The sequence below is a fragment of the Streptosporangiales bacterium genome (assembly GCA_009379955.1).
Classification (GTDB): Bacteria; Actinomycetota; Actinomycetes; order Streptosporangiales; family WHST01; genus WHST01.
Genome location: WHST01000084.1, coordinates 12,607 through 29,727, shown reverse-complemented (window position 1 = coordinate 29,727; position 17,121 = coordinate 12,607). Strand labels below are relative to the sequence as shown.

The 17,121-nt window shown below is 70.6% G+C and carries 18 protein-coding genes; 12 read left to right on the top strand and 6 right to left on the bottom strand.

Going from position 1 to position 17,121, the window contains the following annotated elements; genetic code table 11:
* The 6 genes from GEV10_22085 to GEV10_22060 form a co-directional block, all read left to right on the top strand.
* A partial coding sequence (locus GEV10_22085; protein MQA81139.1) for an ATP-binding cassette domain-containing protein occupies positions 1–618 on the top strand: 618 nt, incomplete at its 5' end.
* Positions 615–1,211 carry an energy-coupling factor transporter transmembrane protein EcfT gene (locus GEV10_22080; protein MQA81138.1) on the top strand — a complete coding sequence of 199 codons (597 nt, stop codon included), beginning with the start codon at positions 615–617 and terminating at the stop codon, positions 1,209–1,211. The genes GEV10_22085 and GEV10_22080, both read left to right, overlap by 4 nt.
* A 78-nt stretch (positions 1,212–1,289) precedes the next feature.
* A complete protein-coding gene (locus tag GEV10_22075) occupies positions 1,290–2,015 on the top strand; it encodes a TSUP family transporter (GenBank protein ID MQA81137.1) in 726 nt (241 codons plus the stop codon).
* A gap of 69 nt (positions 2,016–2,084) precedes the next feature.
* Entirely contained in the window at positions 2,085–2,945 is an 861-nt protein-coding gene (locus tag GEV10_22070; GenBank protein MQA81136.1) for an ATP-binding cassette domain-containing protein, read from the top strand.
* Between the two features lie 13 nt (positions 2,946–2,958).
* Complete coding sequence (locus GEV10_22065) at positions 2,959–3,804, top strand: ABC transporter permease subunit (GenBank protein MQA81135.1); 846 nt, start codon at positions 2,959–2,961, stop codon at positions 3,802–3,804.
* 41 nt (positions 3,805–3,845) lie between these two features.
* Positions 3,846–4,853, top strand: a complete 1,008-nt coding sequence (locus GEV10_22060; protein MQA81134.1) for a hypothetical protein — start codon at positions 3,846–3,848, stop codon at positions 4,851–4,853.
* Between the two features lie 81 nt (positions 4,854–4,934).
* On the opposite strand, the gene GEV10_22055 is transcribed toward GEV10_22060, so the two are convergent.
* Genes GEV10_22055 through GEV10_22045 form a run of 3 tightly spaced genes read right to left on the bottom strand, consistent with a single transcriptional unit; the run spans position 4,935 to position 7,881 of the window.
* A complete protein-coding gene (locus GEV10_22055) occupies positions 4,935–5,807 on the bottom strand; it encodes an ABC transporter permease subunit (protein MQA81133.1) in 873 nt (290 codons plus the stop codon).
* Entirely contained in the window at positions 5,794–6,780 is a 987-nt protein-coding gene (locus GEV10_22050; GenBank protein MQA81132.1) for an ATP-binding cassette domain-containing protein, read from the bottom strand. Before GEV10_22050 ends, GEV10_22055 begins: the two co-directional genes overlap by 14 nt.
* Before the next feature lie 24 nt (positions 6,781–6,804).
* Complete coding sequence (locus tag GEV10_22045; GenBank protein MQA81131.1) at positions 6,805–7,881, bottom strand: hypothetical protein; 1,077 nt, start codon at positions 7,879–7,881, stop codon at positions 6,805–6,807.
* Between the two features lie 673 nt (positions 7,882–8,554).
* Between GEV10_22045 and GEV10_22040 the strand changes: the two genes are divergently transcribed.
* The 5 genes from GEV10_22040 (at position 8,555) to GEV10_22020 (ending at position 13,956) form a co-directional block, all read left to right on the top strand.
* Entirely contained in the window at positions 8,555–9,298 is a 744-nt protein-coding gene (locus GEV10_22040; protein ID MQA81130.1) for a hypothetical protein, read from the top strand.
* A 163-nt stretch (positions 9,299–9,461) separates the two neighbouring features.
* Positions 9,462–10,493, top strand: a complete 1,032-nt coding sequence (locus GEV10_22035; GenBank protein MQA81129.1) for an L-threonine 3-dehydrogenase — start codon at positions 9,462–9,464, stop codon at positions 10,491–10,493.
* A gap of 8 nt (positions 10,494–10,501) precedes the next feature.
* A complete protein-coding gene (locus GEV10_22030; protein MQA81128.1) occupies positions 10,502–11,692 on the top strand; it encodes a glycine C-acetyltransferase in 1,191 nt (396 codons plus the stop codon).
* Positions 11,689–13,119 (top strand): Si-specific NAD(P)(+) transhydrogenase, encoded by a 1,431-nt coding sequence (locus tag GEV10_22025; GenBank protein MQA81127.1) that lies wholly within the window; start codon positions 11,689–11,691, stop codon positions 13,117–13,119. Before GEV10_22030 ends, GEV10_22025 begins: the two co-directional genes overlap by 4 nt.
* A gap of 9 nt (positions 13,120–13,128) precedes the next feature.
* On the top strand, positions 13,129–13,956 hold the full coding sequence (locus GEV10_22020; GenBank protein MQA81126.1) for an ABC transporter permease: 828 nt from the start codon (positions 13,129–13,131) through the stop codon (positions 13,954–13,956).
* Here the strand turns inward: GEV10_22020 and GEV10_22015 are convergent.
* On the bottom strand, positions 13,868–14,257 hold the full coding sequence (locus GEV10_22015) for a type II toxin-antitoxin system death-on-curing family toxin (protein MQA81125.1): 390 nt from the start codon (positions 14,255–14,257) through the stop codon (positions 13,868–13,870). The genes GEV10_22020 and GEV10_22015 overlap by 89 nt on opposite strands.
* Positions 14,254–14,451: a ribbon-helix-helix protein, CopG family gene (locus GEV10_22010; protein ID MQA81124.1), complete on the bottom strand. Its 198-nt coding sequence runs from the start codon at positions 14,449–14,451 to the stop codon at positions 14,254–14,256. The genes GEV10_22015 and GEV10_22010 overlap by 4 nt, the downstream gene beginning before the upstream one ends.
* A 110-nt stretch (positions 14,452–14,561) precedes the next feature.
* Between GEV10_22010 and GEV10_22005 the strand changes: the two genes are divergently transcribed.
* Positions 14,562–15,950, top strand: coding sequence for a glycosyltransferase (locus GEV10_22005; GenBank protein MQA81123.1), 1,389 nt, complete (start codon positions 14,562–14,564; stop codon positions 15,948–15,950).
* 25 nt (positions 15,951–15,975) lie between these two features.
* On the opposite strand, the gene GEV10_22000 is transcribed toward GEV10_22005, so the two are convergent.
* Entirely contained in the window at positions 15,976–16,908 is a 933-nt protein-coding gene (locus GEV10_22000; protein ID MQA81122.1) for a pyrimidine-specific ribonucleoside hydrolase RihA, read from the bottom strand.
* Positions 16,909–17,121: the final 213 nt, after the last annotated feature.

The window sequence follows — 17,121 nt, the reverse complement described above, 5'->3', positions numbered from 1 at the left end:
GTGTCCGTTGCTCTCGCCGAGCACCGCGTGGGGCTGATCGGCGCCAACGGCTCGGGCAAGTCGACGTTCGCCAGGCTCCTCAACGGGCTCGTCGTCCCGACGCGGGGTCGCGTCCGGGTCGACGGGCTCGACACGGCGAAGAACGGCCGCGCGGTGCGCCGCAAGGTGGGGTTCTGCTTCACCGACCCCGACGCGCAGATCGTCATGCCGACCGTGGCCGAGGACGTCGCGTTCGGCCTGCGCCGGTCGAAGCTGCCACGCGAGGACGTGCACGCCAAGGTCGACAAGTCGCTCGCGCTGTTCGGCCTCGCCGACCACGCCGACCACCCCGCGCACCTGCTCTCCGGCGGCCAGAAGCAACTGCTCGCGCTCGCGTCGGTCCTGGTGCTCGAACCGTCGATCCTGGTGTGCGACGAGCCGACCACCCTCCTCGACCTGCGCAACACGCGGATGGTGCTCGCGTACCTGCGGGAGCTGCCCCAGCAGGTCGTGCTCGTCACACACGACCTCACCGTGCTGGACGACTACGACCGGGTACTCGTCTTCGACGAGGGTCGCCTGGTGCACGACACCACCCCGCGTGAAGCCGTCGCGCGCTACGAACGGCTGATGCGATGATCGGGCTCTACGTCGCCCGGCGGTCGCCCCTGCACCGCCTTCCCGCCGGCGTCAAGCTCCTCGCGCTCGTCGGCGTGGGCGTCGGCGTGCTGTGGATGCAACGCTGGTGGCAGGTCGGCCCGGCACTCGCGGTGGTCTCGGCCGGCTACCTCGTGGCCCGGCTCGACCTGCGCACGATGGGCGCCCAGGTCCGGCCGGTGCTCTGGGTGGTCGCCGCCATCGGCGCCTTCCAGCTGCTGGCGAGCGGATGGGAGCGGGCCGTCGTGGTGACCGGGCAGCTCGTCACGCTCGTGCTCGCGGCCGCGCTCGTCACGGTGACGACGAGGACGTCCGACCTGCTCGACGTCGTCGTGCGCCTGGCCCGGCCGCTGCGCGTCGTCGGGGTCGACCCGCAACGGCTCGGACTGTTGCTGGCGCTGAGTATCCGCGCGATCCCGATGGTGGTGGAGACGGCCGGACAGGTGCGCGACGCGCAACGCGCGCGGGGCCTCACCGCCAGCCCTCGTGCGTTCGCGGTGCCGCTGCTGGTCCGTTCGCTGCGCCGTGCCGACGCGCTCGGCGAGGCCCTCGCCGCCCGCGGCGCCGACGACTGACGGTCGGGCGTCGTGTGAGACTGCTCACGCGGGTGAACTGTGGTCTGACCACCGCGGCGGGGCACAGACTGTCGGGCGATGGAACCCGCACAGCTGCTCGCCGCCGTGTCCGTGGTGACGTTGGCGGCACTGCTCGGCGGGATCACCGGCTTCGGCTACGGGCTCGTCTCGACTCCGCTGCTGCTCGCGGTGGGCCTCCCGCTGCCCACAATCGTCGTGCTCAACCTGATCCTCGGCACGATCACGCGCGGCACCGCGGCCTGGCGCTTCCGCAGGGAGGTCAGCAGGCGGTCGGCGTTCCTGATCGCGGGGAGCGTGCCCGGCTACGCCATCGGCACGGCGTTGCTCGTCGAGGTCGACCTCGACCTGCTCGAGACGGCGGCGGGCGTGCTCGTCATCACGCTCGCGATCGCGTCGATCGTCCCGCGCGGCCCGAAGGTCGGCGCGGGACCGGTGTCGTGCCTCGTCGCCGGCGCGGCCGGTGGCACGCTCGGCGCGACGACGGCACTGAACGGCGTGCTGCCCGCGTTGCTGCTCTCGCACGCCCGGCTGCCGGCGCGTCCGTTCATCGGCGAGCTCGCCGTCTACATCGTGGCATCCAACCTCGTCGGGCTCGTCGCGGTCGCCGTCGGCGGTGTCTCCGCTTTCCGCCTCGGCCCGCTCGTCGCGGTGTCGTTGCTGCCGGCCGTGCTCGCGAACATCGCCGGCACGACGCTCGGCCCCCGACTGCCGGCGAAAGCGTTCCGTGCGGTGACCCTGGCCCTCGTCCTGACGGCAGGTGTGGTAACGATCATTTCTCGATAAAGATGGTCGGAATAGTTTGGGAAGTCGATGTCTTGTGTACGAGGTATCAGAGTGGTACGAAGTGAAGGTATGACCTCTACCCAGAGGACGACACGCGATGTAGCGGAGGCCGCAGTGGACCCTGTGCAGGGCAGCAACCAGGTCGCACACGCGGGGGAACCCTTGCTGACCGTCGAGCACGTCCAGATCGGCTACCCGGTCAAGGGCAAGACTCACGTCGCCGTCCACGACGTGAGCTTCGAGGTGTCGGCTGGGGAGACGATCATCCTGCTGGGCCCGTCGGGCTGCGGGAAGTCGACGCTGCTCAAGGCCGTCGCGGGGTTCATCGAACCGCTGGGCGGCGACATCCGCGTCGTGGGCAGGCAGACCCTCACACCCGGCCCCGACCGCGCCGTCGTGTTCCAGGAGTTCGACCAGCTCTTCCCGTGGCGCACGGTCACCGACAACCTCGCCTATCCGTTGCGGGTCAACGGCAAGGACAAGGCGGAGGCGAACAGGCTCGCCGTGCAGTACCTCGAGCTGATGGGCCTGACCGCCGCCGCTGACCGATACCCGCACCAGCTCTCCGGTGGCATGAAGCAGCGCGTCGCGATCGCCAGGGCGATGGCGCTCGAACCGTTGATGCTGCTGATGGACGAGCCGTTCGGCTCGCTCGACGCGCAGACGCGCGCACGCCTGCAGCGCGAGCTCAACGATGTCGCGGAGCGTACGAAGGTGACGATCCTCTTCGTCACTCACAGCATCCAGGAGGCGATCTACCTCGGCCATCGCGTCGTCGTTCTCGACAAGGCGCCGTCGACCGTGCTCGAGATCGTCGACGTCTCCGGCCTCGCCGACCCCGCGCACCCCGACTTCACCGACGCCCTGCAGCACCTGCGCTCACTGCTCGCGGACGACGCGAGCGAGCTCCAGAACGTCGCCTTCGAGTGAGAGGACGGCGCAGATGAGCCGTATCCTGACGCATTCCACGCCGGCGACACCCGGCCGGCGGCAGTCGGCCGGGCGCAAGGGCTGGGGAAGCCTCCCCGTCGTCCCCCGCCGGGTGGCGATCCTGATCGCCCTGCTGGCGATCTGGCAGGCCTACGTCAGCTTCTCCGGGGTCAACCCGCTCATCATGTCCAGCCCGATCGAGGTCGCGCGCGCCCTCGTCGAGGGCTGGGTGGGCGGCGGTATCGCGGGGTCGACGCTGACGACGTTGAAGGTGCTGTTCCTCGGCATGGCGATCGGCATCGCCGTCGCCACCGTCCTCACCACTCTCGCGACGTGGTCGCGCCTCGGCGAGGACGTGCTCGTGCTGCTCACCTCGATGATCAACCCGTTGCCGGCGATCGCGATCCTGCCGCTGGCGATGCTGTGGTTCGGTCTCAACTCCACGGCTCTCGTGTTCGTGATCGCCAACGCCGTCACCTGGCCGATCGCCATCAACGTCAGCATGGGGTTCCGCACGGTCAACCCGACGATCCTCGCGGTCAGCAGGAACATCGGTCTGCGCGGCATCCGCATCGTCGCCGACGTGCTGATCCCCGCGGCACTCCCGCACATCGTCAGCGGCCTGAAGACCGCGTGGGCGTACGGCTGGCGCACCATCATCGCGGCCGAGCTGGTCTTCGGCGTCGCCGGCGGCAAGGGCGGGCTCGGCTTCTTCATCAACGATGCCAGGTACTTCCTCCGTACCCCGGAGGTCTTCGCCGGCCTCGTCACGATCATGCTCATCGGGATCGCGTTCGACCTGATCTTCACCCTCATCGAGCGGCGCACCGTCGTGCGGTGGGGCATGAAGGCGACCTGACCACGGGGTACCGGGGAATCCGTACCACCGAACGGAAGGACATGCACATGTCAGTGCGGCGAATCATGCAGGCGAGCGTCGCCGTGGCGACGCTGGCGCTCTGCGCGGCCGTCAGCGGTTGCGGCGACGGCGCCGTCGGCGGTGGCGGCGGCGACGGGCCCACGGACTCGGTCACGATCGCCTACCAGCCAGGCCTCGGCTACGCGCCGCTGCTCCTCGCGAAGCAGGACAAGGTGCTGGAGAAGAAGTTCCCTGACGTGGAGTTCACCTGGAAGGTGCTCAACTCCGGCTCCGCCATCCGTGACGGCATCCTGTCCGGCGAGATCCAGGTCGGCGCGGGAGGCATCGGCCCGTTCATCGTCGGGCACACCCAGGGCGTGCCGTGGAAGATCGTCACGGCGCTCGACGACGCCAACCTGCACCTGATGGTCAAGGACCCGAAGATCAAGACGCTCGCCGACCTGAAGGGCAAGGGCAAGATCGCCATGCCCGGCCCGGACTCGATCCAGGCGGTGGTCCTGCGCAAGGCGGCGGAGAAGGAACTCGGCGACCCCAAGGCGCTCGACTCGCAGATCGTCGCGATGGGCCACCCCGAAGGCCTGCAGTCGCTGGCGAGTGGGCAGGTCGCGGCGCACCTCACCTCGCCCCCGTTCCAGGGCCAGGAGAAGGCAGCGGGCGCGCGCAAGCTCGTCGGCAGCTACGACGTCTTCGGTGAGCACACGTTCAACAGCGTCTACGTGACCGAGAGCTTCGAGAAGTCGAACAAGGAGGTCGTCGACGCTCTGCGCCAGGCCGTCGCCGACTCGGTCGAGACGTTGGAGTCCGACCCCGACGCCGCGGCGAAGATCCTCGTCGCCGAGAAGAGCACCGGCACGGACGTCGAGAAGACCAAGGCCGAGATCAGTTCCGACGACCTCACCTTCTCGACCAAGCCGCAGGGCTTCATGACGTACGCGACCTTCATGCAGAAGGTCGGCATGACCAAGAAGACCCCGAAGTCCGCGAACGAGATGTTCTTCCCCAACGACCAGACCAAGGGCGGCACCTGAGGCACACCCGTGAGGGGCACCCTCACCGTGCCAGGACGCGGTGAGGGTGCCCCTCACGTGCTGCCAGGAGCGCGAGCCGGCCTACGCGACGTCGCGGGTCGTCATCCTCGCGTAGGCCGCGGACGAGAACACCAGCACGTAGACCAGCTGCAGCACCAGACCGGCCACGAGGTTCGGGGTGTGGATCGGGTCGCGGAGCAGGTCGGCGAGCGACATCCAGTGGTGCGTCGGCAGGTACGGCCCGATGACCGCGAGCTGCGGGACGACGTCGAGGATCTGGCTCGCCAGCGGCACCGCCACGGTGACGGCCATCGCGCCAAGCGGCGCCTCGGTCAGCGTCGACGCGAACACGCCGATCGCCCCGATGCCGGTGAGGCTCAGGGCGACGTAGCCGGCGACGAGGAGGCCGCGGCCGACGCCGTCGGCGTACGAGATCGTGGTGCCGGTCAGCAGCGGCACGTCACCTCGGGGGAACAGGACGAGTCCCACGATCGTCGCGACGGCGAAGACGGTGAAGGCCGCGGCCACGCAGAACGCCAGCACCGCGACCAGTTTCGCGGCCAACAGGCGCACCCGACCGGCCGGTGCGACGAGGAGATAGCGCAACGTGCCGAGGTGCGCCTCGCCGGCGAGGCTGTCGCCGGCGATGACCGCGACCCCCACCGGCAGGAACAGCGGGAGCAGGAAGAACAGCGAGACGAAGACGAGGAAGACGCCGTTCTGCGCGACGTTGCCGATGAGGTTGGGACCTTCGCCGGCCTCACCCGGCTCGCTCGCGATGCGGATCACGACGCCGAGCAGGATCGGCACCGCCGCGAAGCCGGCGAGCAGCGCGACGGTGCGCAACCGCCGGAAGGTGAGGCGCAGCTCGGCGAGGAACAGCCCGCCGGCGTGCGGGCGCAGGCTCTCGCGCGCCGGGCGCGGCGACTCGATCCGGGTCTCACTCACGGACATCGAAGCCCTCCCCCGTGAGCTGGACGAACGAGTCCTCGAGCGAGGGCCGCAGCTGGGTGAGCTCCCGGACGCGGACGCCGGCCCGGACGAGCGCCGCGCACGCCTCCTCGACGGGCACGTCGCCGGGATCGGCGGTGACCGACGACCGGTCGGACACGACGTCGGTCAGCCCGAGCTCGCGCATCGCCTTCGCCGCGAGCTCGGTGTCGGGCGTGGTCACGGCGAGCCGGACGCCACTGCGTGTGCGCAGGTCGTCGACCGTGCCCTGGAGGACCAGCCGTCCGCGGTTCAGCACCGCGACGTCGGTGCACACCTGCTCGACCTCGGCCAGCAGGTGCGACGACAGCATGACCGTCACGCCCTCGGTGGCGAGCTCGCGGATGAGCGACCTGATCTCCCTGGTGCCCTGCGGGTCGAGTCCGTTCGTGGGCTCGTCGAGCACGAGCAGCTCGCGGGGCTGCAGCAGCGCGCCCGCGAGGCACAGCCGCTGCCGCATGCCGAGGGAGTACGCGCGGTACTTCTTGCGCGCCGCCGCGCCGAGGCCGACCCGGTCGAGCGCGGCGGCGACGCGTGCGGTCCTGGTGCGCGGGTCGGCGGTGGGGTCGGCGGCGTCGAGCCTGGCGAGCATCTCGGCGCCGCGCAGCCACGGGTAGCCGGCCGGCCCCTCGATCAGCGCGCCCACCTTCGGCAGCACCGACGCGGCGTGACGCGGCATCGACCGGCCGAGCACCTGGATCTCTCCGGTCGTCGGGGTCGCCAGCCCGAGCAGCATGCGGATGGTCGTGGTCTTGCCCGAACCGTTGGGTCCGAGGAACCCGAACACGCTGCCCCGCGGGACGTCGAGTGCCAGGTCGCGGACGGCGAACTGGCCGCCGCGGAAGCGCTTGCCGAGACCGCGGGTGACGACGGCGTCGCCCTCACGCGCGACGTCCGAGGAACCGGTGGCGGGAGCGGCCACTTCCTCGGACGTCACGGACGGCGGATGCAACGGCGGGACTCAGGCCTTGGCGGCGGCGCGTTCGACCGCCGCCGGGGTCACGGCGCCGGCGAAGGCGCGGCCGTCGTCGAGAACCAGCACGGTCACCAGGCGGGACCTGATCATCGTGCCGCTGCCGTAGTCGCCGCTCACCTTGGTGCCTGCGGCCTGGAGCTGCCGCAGGTACGCCGCGGACTGGCCGGTGGCCTTGTCCGAGTCGCCGAGCTCGACCACCTTGGTCCAGGAGAACGACTCGTGCGAGCCCTTGCGCGCCTTCGCGTGGTCGCCCTTGTCCTCGCCGTGCTCACGTGCCTGCACCGTCTTGCGCTCCACCTTGGTGCCCGCGGGCGGGGTGAAGGTGAATGACGACGCGGCGGGCGTCGCGTACGACAGGTCGGTGAACCGCACGTCGGCCGCCGGGTCGGCGGAGCCGCGCGGCAGCACACTCAGGCCGAGGGGCATCCAGGTCTTCGCGTCGATCGGCACCTGGATGGACCCGACGAGGGACTCGTCGGACTTGGGCTTGACGATCAGCTGGTAGGCATCGCGTCCCGCGACCGTCGCGGCACGGCCGACGGAGACGTTGGACTCCTTGCCGAGCTCGGCAAGGACGCGCTTCGCGGCCTGGTCGGGGCTGAGCTGTTCGTGCCCCTGCCGCGCCTTGCCATGGCCCTTCGCGGCGTCGGCCGGGAGCGTCGTACGCACCGCCTTGTGCTGCTCGCTGTCGTACACCCACGCCGTGCGGCCGTTCCGGATGAAGGAACGCTCGCTGGTGTTGCCGAGCACGGAGAGTCGCTGCTTGTCGTCACCCGACTTCGCGACCCGGAGCGTGCCGGTGCCGGTGATCAACGAGGAGAGGTCGGACGACCTGAACTGCTGCGGGAGGGCCGGGATGCCGAGGTCGGCCTCGGTGCGCACCGTGCCGGAGAACGCCTCGACCTCGGACGACATCGCCCGGCTGAGCAGCTGCTGCGCGCTCACGGAGGGAAGCGCGGGACCCGCGCTCGCCGTGAGTGCCGGGAGGGCCACCGACGCGCCGACCGCTGCGGCCGCGATGCCTACCGGGATGGTCCATCGGAGTGTCGTGCGTGCGGCCATCGGGTACAGCCTCCCCTGTCGAGTACCTCTCGACGGTAACCCTTCTGCGGACCGTCCGTGTACTCCCAACGGCGTATCTTCCCCTCGTCCGATCGGCTGATGCACAAGCGCACGAACGGTGCCCGGCCGTGGCTCGTGCGACTAGGGTGAGGCGGGTGGCAGAGCCGAACGCACAGGAGTCGGTTCCCGACCCGCCCGACGACTCCCTCTGGTACGAGCGCCTGGTCGGCTTCTACGGAGAGTGGGGCGGCGACCTCGGCGACACGCTGAGTCGGCTGCGGCGGCTGCCCGACGGGGGACGATCGGTCGTCCTGGTCGTGGCCGGGGTGACGGTCCGCGCCAAACAGGTCGACGTCCGCGAGTGCATCCTCGTCCTCGACGAGGACGAGATCCGGTGCTACGGCTGGCCGACCGGCCACGACCTCGTGTGGTCGGTGCCACTGACCGAGATCGACAAGATCGCGCCGGCAGGGACTCGCGACGTCAGGCTGCGGTCGACGTCCTGGGGCCGGGTCAAGCTGACCTGTCGGAGCCGCGGCAGCTCGAGGGCACTCGCGTGGCTGCTCAACTCCGCGCGACGGCGCCCCGGGCGTGACGCGCTCGCGACCGAGCGAACCACCTGCCTGAGACTCGACCGCGACAGGGTGACGCGCCTGGCGGAGTTCGCCGCCACATGCGCGTCCGTCAGGTTCGCGACCGAACACCTGGCCAGGGCGCTCGACGGCAAGCGCCTGAGCAACGCCGACGTCGCGCACGAGGTCCGTCTCGACGTCGACCTCTCCACGCTCGCTCCCGACGAGGTCGCGGCCACGCTCGCGGCCGCGATCCACGGCAAGGGACCGAACGGTCCGGACACGACGTCGGGAGCTTCTGGGTACTGACCGCCCCCGGGCACCCGCTGGCCGAGGACGCCGAGGTCGAGCTGCATGTCGGCGCGGGCGCCCTCACGTTCCGCCCGCCGTCCCGACAGCGCGGGCAGATTGCGGCCACCGTGCCGTTCGCGGACGTCGTCGGCCTCCAGATCGGCGGCCCTGGCGAGGTCGTCGTCCCCGGCGAGGTACGCGGCGGCGGGTTCGTCGGCGGCGGGTTCGGCGTCAAGGGCTTCGTGCTCGGCGCGGCCTCGGCCGCCGCGCTCAACAAGGTGACCACCCGTGTCACGGATCCAGAGGTGCTGATCGAGACCCTGCTCCGGATCAGCACCACGAACGGCGAGATCGACCTGGTCTCCTTCGAGGTCCGGCCCGGCGACCTCGACATCGCGCTCGCGCCGGTGCGCGTTGCCGTCCGCCGCGCCGCCGCGCGGCCCGCGGCCGACCCGGTCGACCTGCTGGAGCGGCTGGTCCGCCTGCGTGACAGCGGCGCCCTCACCGAGGAGGAGTTCGCCGAGCAGAAGGCACGCATCCTCCGCGGGTCCTGACGACGACCCGCGCACGACGTCCGCCGTGTGACAGCGTGCCCCGCCGCCCTCCTCCGCTCCGCTCCTCGCTCGGTGGACGGCTGGTCGCGCGGTACGCTCCGAACCGCTGCGATGCTCACTCTGGAGGGCGGCTCATGACTGGGTGTCCCGGAAGGGAGGCGCGATGAAAGCGCTGGTCAAGGCCGATGCCGCTCCCGGCCTGGTGCTCACCGACGTGCCCGAGCCCGAGATCGGCCCCGACGACGTCCTCGTACGCGTGCTGCGCACCGGCATCTGCGGCACCGACCTGCACATCCAGTCGTGGGACGACTGGGCGGCCGAGCACGTACGACCGCCACTCATCGTCGGGCACGAGCTCGCCGGAGAGATCGTCGGCGTCGGCGACCAGGTCGTCGACCTCGCGCCGGGCGACATCGTGAGCGCCGAGGGGCACCTCGTGTGCGGCAGGTGCCGCAACTGCATGGCCGGGCGCCGGGTGATGTGCGCGCGCACCCAGGGCCTCGGCGTCGACCGGCCCGGCTGCTTCGCCGAGTACGTCGCCCTGCCCGCGGGCAACGTCTGGCGGCACCAGCCCGACATCGACCTCGACGTCGCCGCGATCTTCGACCCGTTCGGCAACGCCGTGCACACCGCCTTGAAGTTCCCCGTCATGGGCGAGGACGTCCTCATCACCGGCGCGGGCCCGATCGGCATCATGGCCGCGGCCGTCGCCAAGCATGCGGGTGCGCGGTTCGTGGTCGTCACCGACGTCAGCGAGTACCGCCTGCGGCTCGCCGAGAGCGCGGGCGTCACGCTCGCGCTCGACGCGACGAAGCACACCGCGGCCGACGCGCAGCGGATGCTGGGCATGCACGAAGGCTTCGACGTCGGCATGGAGATGTCGGGCAAGCCCGCGGCGATGCGCGACATGATCGCCAACATGAAGCACGGCGGCGAGATCGCGATGCTCGGCCTGCCGACCGAGGAATACGCCGTCGACTGGAGCCGCATCGTACTCAGCATGCTCACGGTGAGCGGCATCTACGGGCGCGAGATGTTCGAGACGTGGTACGAGATGTCGGTGCTACTGCAGTGCGGGCTCGACATCTCCCCGGTCGTCACGCACCGGCTGCCGTACGAGGAGTACGAGAAGGCGTTCGACATCTGCCGGTCGGGCAACTGCGGCAAGGTCATCCTCGAGTGGGCGCACGGATAGGAGACGGCGTGTACGGATCGGTGAGGGACGACCTCCGCGGGCGGCTCGACGACATCGAGGCGCAGGGCCTGTACAAGGCCGAGCGCGTCATCGGCACTCCGCAGCGGGCCAGCATCGGCGTCGGCGGCTCCGACGTGCTCAACCTCTGCGCGAACAACTACCTCGGCCTCGCCGACCACCCCGCCGTGATCGCCGCTGCCCACGCGGCACTCGACGAGTGGGGCTTCGGCATGGCGTCGGTGCGGTTCATCTGCGGCACGCAGCGCATCCACAAGGACCTGGAGCAACGGCTGTCGAGGTTCCTCGGCACCGACGACACGATCCTGTACGGCTCCTGCTTCGACGCCAACGCCGGACTCTTCGAGACCCTGCTCGACGACAGCGACGCCGTCATCTCCGACGCGCTCAACCACGCGAGCATCATCGACGGCGTCCGGCTGTGCAAGGCCCGCCGGCTGCGCTACGCCAACCGCGACATGGCCGAGCTGGAGAAGTGCCTGCGGGAGGCGGGCGACGCCAGGCACCGGCTGATCGCCACCGACGGCGTCTTCTCGATGGACGGCTACCTTGCGCCGCTGCCGGAGATCTGCGACCTGGCCGAGCGGTACGACGCGATGGTCATGGTCGACGACTCGCACGCGGTCGGCTTCGTCGGGCCGACCGGCGCGGGCACGCCCGACATGCTCGGCGTACGCGACCGCGTCGACGTCGTCACCGGCACGCTCGGCAAGGCGCTCGGCGGCGCGAGCGGCGGCTACACGAGCGGCCGCGCCGAGATCGTCGAGTACCTCCGGCAGCGGTCGCGCCCGTACCTGTTCTCCAACTCGGTGGCGCCGTCGATCGTCGGCTCGTCGCTGGCCGTGCTCGACCTGCTGGAGAGCAGCGGTGACCTGCGCGACCGGCTCCGCGACAACACGGCGTACTTCCGCGAGGCGATGACGTCGGCCGGGTTCGACGTGCTGCCCGGCGACCACCCCATCGTCCCGGTGATGACCTACGACGCCGCGCTCGCGTCGCGGATGGCCGACCTCCTCCTCGCCCGTGGTGTGTACGTCATCGGCTTCTCCTACCCGGTCGTCCCCATGGGGAGGGCGCGGATCAGGACCCAGCTGTCCGCCGCGCACACCAGGGACGACCTCGAACGCGCCGTGGCGGCGTTCGTCGACGTACGCGACGAGCTCGGGGCGGAGGAGGCATGAGCGTCACCGACGGCAAGGCGTACGACTACGACGTCGTGGTCATCGGGTCGGGCCCGAGCGGACAGAAGGCCGCGATCGCGGCGGCCAAGCTCGGCCGCAGCGTCGCGGTCGTCGAGCGCAAGAACATGGTCGGCGGGGTGTGCATCAACACCGGCACCATCCCGTCGAAGTCGCTGCGCGAGGCGGTGCTCTACCTCACCGGCCTCAACCAGCGCGAGGTGTACGGGCAGAGCTACCAGCTCAAGGCCGAGATCGGCATGCCCGACCTGCACACCCGCACCCACTACGTCATCGGCCGCGAGGTCGACGTCGTCCGCAGCCAGCTGTCGCGCAACCACGTGCAGCTGCTCAGCGGCACCGCGAAGTTCGCCGACGAGCACACGATCATCGTCAGTTCCGACGACGACGTCGAGCGGCGGATCACCGCCGACAAGGTGATCATCGCCGTCGGCACCCGCACCGCGCGGCCGGACAGCGTCGCGTTCGACGGCAGGACGATCGTCGACTCCGACCAGATCCTCGCGCTCGACAAGGTGCCCGCCTCGATGGTCGTCGTCGGCGCCGGCGTGATCGGCATCGAGTACGCGTCGATGTTCGCCGCGCTCGGCACCAAGGTGACCGTCATCGAGCGCCACCAGCGCATGCTGCCGTTCTGCGACCTCGAGGTGGTCGAGGCGCTGAAGTACCAGCTGCGCGACCTCGCTGTCACGTTCCGGTTCCGCGAGACCGTCGCGGCCGTCGAGAAGTTCCGCAACGGCACGCTCACCATCCTCGAGAGCGGCAAGAAGATCCCGTCCGACACGGTGATGTACTCCGCCGGTCGCCAGGGCGTGCTCGACATGCTCGACCCGGGCAAGGCCGGCCTGGAGATCGACGATCGGGGCCGGATCGCCGTCGACGAGCACTACCGCACGCCGGTGCCCAGCATCTACGCCGTCGGCGACGTGATCGGGTTCCCCGCACTCGCCGCCACGTCGATGGAGCAGGGCAGGATCGCCGCGTACCACGCGTGCGACGAGCCGTCGCGCGACCTCACGCCGCTGCAGCCGATCGGCATCTACACGATCCCCGAGATCTCCTACGTCGGTCGCACCGAGGACGAGCTCACCGAGTCGAGCGTGCCGTTCGAGGTGGGCGTCTCCCGCTACCGCGAGCTGGCGCGCGGCCAGATCATCGGCGACTCGTACGGCATGCTCAAGCTGCTGGTGCACACCGACACGAGCGAGCTGCTCGGCGTCCACGTCTTCGGCAGCAACGCGACCGAGCTCGTGCACATCGGGCAGGCCGTCATGGGCTGCGGCGGCACGGTCGACTACCTGGTCGACACGGTGTTCAACTACCCGACGCTCGCCGAGTCGTACAAGGTCGCCGCGCTCGACGCCACCAACAAGATGCGCGCCGTCACCCGCCTGGCCGACGACGACTGACACGCACCGATGCAAGCGTCGCTGCTGAACGTCGGGCCGTGGCTCGGGGTCGCGATGGGCGCACTCGTCCTCGTCGCCGCCGTCGTGGCGGTCGTCGGACACCTCGGCCAGGGACGTCGCATCCTCGTCGCCGCGATCCGTGCCGTCGTGCAGCTCGGCCTCGTCTCGCTGGTCATCACCGCGATCCTCGGCTCGCTGCCGCTCACGGCGGTGTTCGTGCTGGCGATGTACACGATCGCGACGTGGACGGCGGGGCGGCGCGCGACGCGCCACCGCAGCGGTTGGTGGGCGGCGCTGCCGATCGTCGCAGGCACGGCACCGGTCATCGTGGCGCTGCTCGCCACCGGGCTGCTGCCGCCGAAGGCCATCGCGGTGATCCCGGTGAGCGGCATCCTCATCGGCGGCGCGATGACCGCGACCGCCCAGGCGGCCAGGCGCGCTCTCGACGAGCTGCGGGACCGCCACGGCGAGTACGAGGCCGGCCTGTCGATCGGCATGATGCCGCGCGACGCCGGTCTCGAGGTCTGCCGGCCGTCGGCGTCGCAGGCGCTGATCCCCGCACTGGACCAGACGCGGACGGTCGGCCTCGTCACGCTGCCGGGGGCGTTCGTCGGCATGCTGATGGCGGGGGCACATCCGCTGGACGCCGGCGCGACCCAGCTCTTCGTGCTCGTCGGCCTGCTCGCGGTCGAGGTCGTCGCGGTGGTCGTCGCACTGGAGCTCGTCGTCCGCGGCCGGATCGTACCCGTCACGGAAGACGCAGCGGTCGTACCCACCGAGCGAGGATCGTGGCTATCTCGCCTACGTCGTCGTGTCGACCGGACGCGACGCCCATGACGAGGTCGTAGGCGGTGTCCTCGTCGACGACGAGCTCGAAGCCGTTGTATCCGTAGAAGAGGTTCACGGCCAACCAGCCGAGTCGCTTGTTGCCGTCGATGAGGGCGTGGTTCTTCACCACCGAGTGGAGCAGAGCCGCGGCCTTGGAATCGCGATCGGGATAGGCGTCGGCGCCGAATGCCGACTGCTGCGGCCGCGCGACCGCGGCCATCAGCAGACCGACGTCTCGTACCGCGACGTCGTCACCGAGCAGCCGGCGGGCCGCCGCCATCAGGTCGTCGAGGGTGACGTACTCGGTCACTCGGCGAGCCGCTCGAGCAGCCGCTCGTCACGCCGCATGACGTGGTCGAGGATGCCGTCGCGCAGGCGTGCACGATGGCCGACGTACTCGTCGATCGCGGTGCGCGCAATGTCCTGCATCGAGCGTCCCTCGCGCTCTGCTGCCTCCCTGAGCGCCTCGGTCTGCTCGTCGGTCAGGCGAAGTGTCATGGCCATGACTCCCATCGTAGACGCCGCGGTATCACTTTGGCGAGAAGTGATACCACCCCCGGTCGTTCGCCAGGCTACGCGCTACCCGTACCCTCGCGAGCGTCGTCGGGGAATCTGTGGAAAGAGGCGCGTTGAAGATCCTGCTGTGGCACGGATATCTGCTGTCCGGCTCGGGCTCGAACGTCTACACCGCCAACGTCGCGAAGGTCTGGCGTGCACAGGGGCACGACGTGCTGCTGCTGTGCCAGGACCGGCACGCCGGTGAGCTGCCGTTCGTCGACGAGTACGGCGAGTTCGCCCCGGACAACGACAGCGTGACGAGCCACCCGGTGTCGTCGGCGCCCGCGAAGGGCAGCCTTCGGGTGGCGCGTCCCGACATCGGCGAGATCCTGCCGGTGTACGTCTGGGACCCGTACGAGGGCTTCACCGCCAAGCGCTTCGTCGACCTCGACGACGACGAGCTCGCCCACTACGTCCGCACCAACGTCGACGCGATCACCACCGCGGTCACGACGTTCGAGCCGGACGTCGTGATCATCGGGCACGAGGTGATGGGGCCGGCGATCGCCAGGCAGGTGCGCGAGCAGACCGGGATCGGCTACTCCGTCAAGCTGCACGGCAGCGCCCTGGAGTACGCGGTCAAGAAACAGGCCAGATACACCGACGCGGCGAGGGACGGCTTCGCGACGGCCGACACCGTCGTCGGCACCAGCCACTACATGTGCGACGCGGCCGCCGCGGCCGTCCCCGGCGACTGGACCTCGCGGACGGCCGTGGTCAACCCCGGCTGCGACGTCGACGTGTTCGTCCCCGCCGAGCGCGACCCGGCCGCCCCGCCGACGGTCGGGTTCGTCGGCAAGCTCATCGCGGCGAAGGGCCCACAGAACCTGCTCGCCGCACTCGGCCGCACGACTGCCCCCGGGCTACGCACGACGCTCGTGGGCTACGGCGACTTCGCCGACGGCCTGCGCGAGCTGCACGACGCGCTGCGCTCCGGCCGGGTCGGCGACGCCCGCAAGGCGGTGGCCGACGACCCGTCCAACGCGCACTGCCGCGAGTTCCTCGACTCCGCCGACGTCGACGACCCGTACCTGGCCCGCCTCGCCGAGGTCCCGGTCACCTGGGCGGGCCGGCTCGACCACGACCGGCTCCCCCACGCCCTCACCGGGTTCGACATCCTCGTCGTGCCGTCGGAGGTGCCCGAGGCGTTCGGCATGGTGGGAGCGGAGGCCTGCGCCGCGGGCGTCATCCCGATCGTCCCGCGGCACTCGGGCATCGGCGAGATCGGCACCGCCGCGGAGGAGGTCCTCGGACTGCCCGGCCTGCTCAGCTACGACCCGGCCGATCCCGTACGCGGGCTCGCCGAGCGGATCGACGCCGTGCTCGCCCACGACGCCGCCGACCGCGCCGACATGGCCGCCACGCTCGTCAAGCTCGCCCACGACCGCTGGTCCTGGACCAAGGTCGCCGAGGGCCTGCTCACCGCCTGCACCGCCCGCGCTTAGGTCAGGGCCAGCTGCCTCCGGCGGTCTAGCGACAGCGGTACGACGCGATCGCGTCGACCACGAGGTCGAAGAAGCGCGGCACGTCGACGTCCACGGCGACCCGGGCGTTGTCCGCCTCCCCGGTGACGTGGTGCAGGTCGACCACCGTGGCGCCGTACGTGTGCACACCGGTCGTCTCGACACGCACCGGCGCGGGCACGCAGCCGACGATGCCCGGCTCGGCGACCCTGGCGACCGCGAGCGGGTCGTGCAGTGGCGCTCCCGCGAAGCCGAACACCTGCCGGTAGCGGTCGGCGAAGAACGTCATCAGCTCGGCACACGCGCCGGCCACCGGCGTGCCGAGCGCGCGCAGCCGGTCCACGACGTCCGGTGTCACCAGCGCCTGGTGGGTGGCGTTGAGCCCGACCATCGTGACCGGCAGGCCGCTGCCGAACACGATCTCCGCGGCCTCCGGGTCGGCGCGGACGTTGAACTCTGCGTACGGCGAGGAGTTGCCGCGCCCGGTCGACCCGCCCATCAGCACGATCTCCGCGATCCGGTCGCGCATCTCCGGGTGCCTGTCGAGCAGCGTCGCGACGTTGGTGAGGGGACCGGTCGGCACCAGCGTCACCGGCTCGGGATGCGCCGCGAGGATCGCGCGGATCAGTTCGACCGCGGGCGTCGCCGACACCTCGACCGTGGGCTCGGGGAAGGCGGGTCCGTCGAGTCCGGTCTCGCCGTGGATGTCCGCCGCGATGCGTGGCTCACGGACGAGCGGGCGGTCGGCGCCCGCCGCGACGGGGACGTCGATCCCGGCGAGCGTGCAGACGCGCGTCACGTTGCGTGTGCACTTCTCGAGGGTCTGGTTGCCGGCGACCGTGGTGATCGCGAGCAGGTCGATCGCCGGATGTGCCGCCGCGAGCAGGATCGCCACGGCATCGTCATGGCCGGGATCGCAGTCGAGGACGACGGGAACCACGTGACGCTCCTTCAGGCGTAACCGTTCTCACCGCCATCCAACCGTGCGGACGAGCCGCTGTCTCGCGAATCCGGCGAGGAAGCACCGCGCGGCACTCCTGGACTCCGGGGGCATGGCGGGTGCACCATTGCCGGCGGCACTATCGCGATCGTGGACCACAGGGGGCGATAGAGCGGCTGAAGAGCGCCCTTCGCCCCCTCACCGAGGAGCGGA

Coding starts and splice junctions, on each gene's coding strand:
- GEV10_22080 (MQA81138.1), top strand. CDS start 615: ATGATCGGGCTCTACGTCGCCCGGCGGTCGCCCCTGCACCGCCTTCCC.
- GEV10_22075 (MQA81137.1), top strand. CDS start 1,290: ATGGAACCCGCACAGCTGCTCGCCGCCGTGTCCGTGGTGACGTTGGCG.
- GEV10_22070 (MQA81136.1), top strand. CDS start 2,085: ATGACCTCTACCCAGAGGACGACACGCGATGTAGCGGAGGCCGCAGTG.
- GEV10_22065 (MQA81135.1), top strand. CDS start 2,959: ATGAGCCGTATCCTGACGCATTCCACGCCGGCGACACCCGGCCGGCGG.
- GEV10_22060 (MQA81134.1), top strand. CDS start 3,846: ATGCACATGTCAGTGCGGCGAATCATGCAGGCGAGCGTCGCCGTGGCG.
- GEV10_22055 (MQA81133.1), bottom strand. CDS start 5,807: ATGTCCGTGAGTGAGACCCGGATCGAGTCGCCGCGCCCGGCGCGCGAG.
- GEV10_22045 (MQA81131.1), bottom strand. CDS start 7,881: ATGGCCGCACGCACGACACTCCGATGGACCATCCCGGTAGGCATCGCG.
- GEV10_22040 (MQA81130.1), top strand. CDS start 8,555: ATGCGCGTCCGTCAGGTTCGCGACCGAACACCTGGCCAGGGCGCTCGA.
- GEV10_22035 (MQA81129.1), top strand. CDS start 9,462: ATGAAAGCGCTGGTCAAGGCCGATGCCGCTCCCGGCCTGGTGCTCACC.
- GEV10_22025 (MQA81127.1), top strand. CDS start 11,689: ATGAGCGTCACCGACGGCAAGGCGTACGACTACGACGTCGTGGTCATC.
- GEV10_22020 (MQA81126.1), top strand. CDS start 13,129: ATGCAAGCGTCGCTGCTGAACGTCGGGCCGTGGCTCGGGGTCGCGATG.
- GEV10_22010 (MQA81124.1), bottom strand. CDS start 14,451: ATGGCCATGACACTTCGCCTGACCGACGAGCAGACCGAGGCGCTCAGG.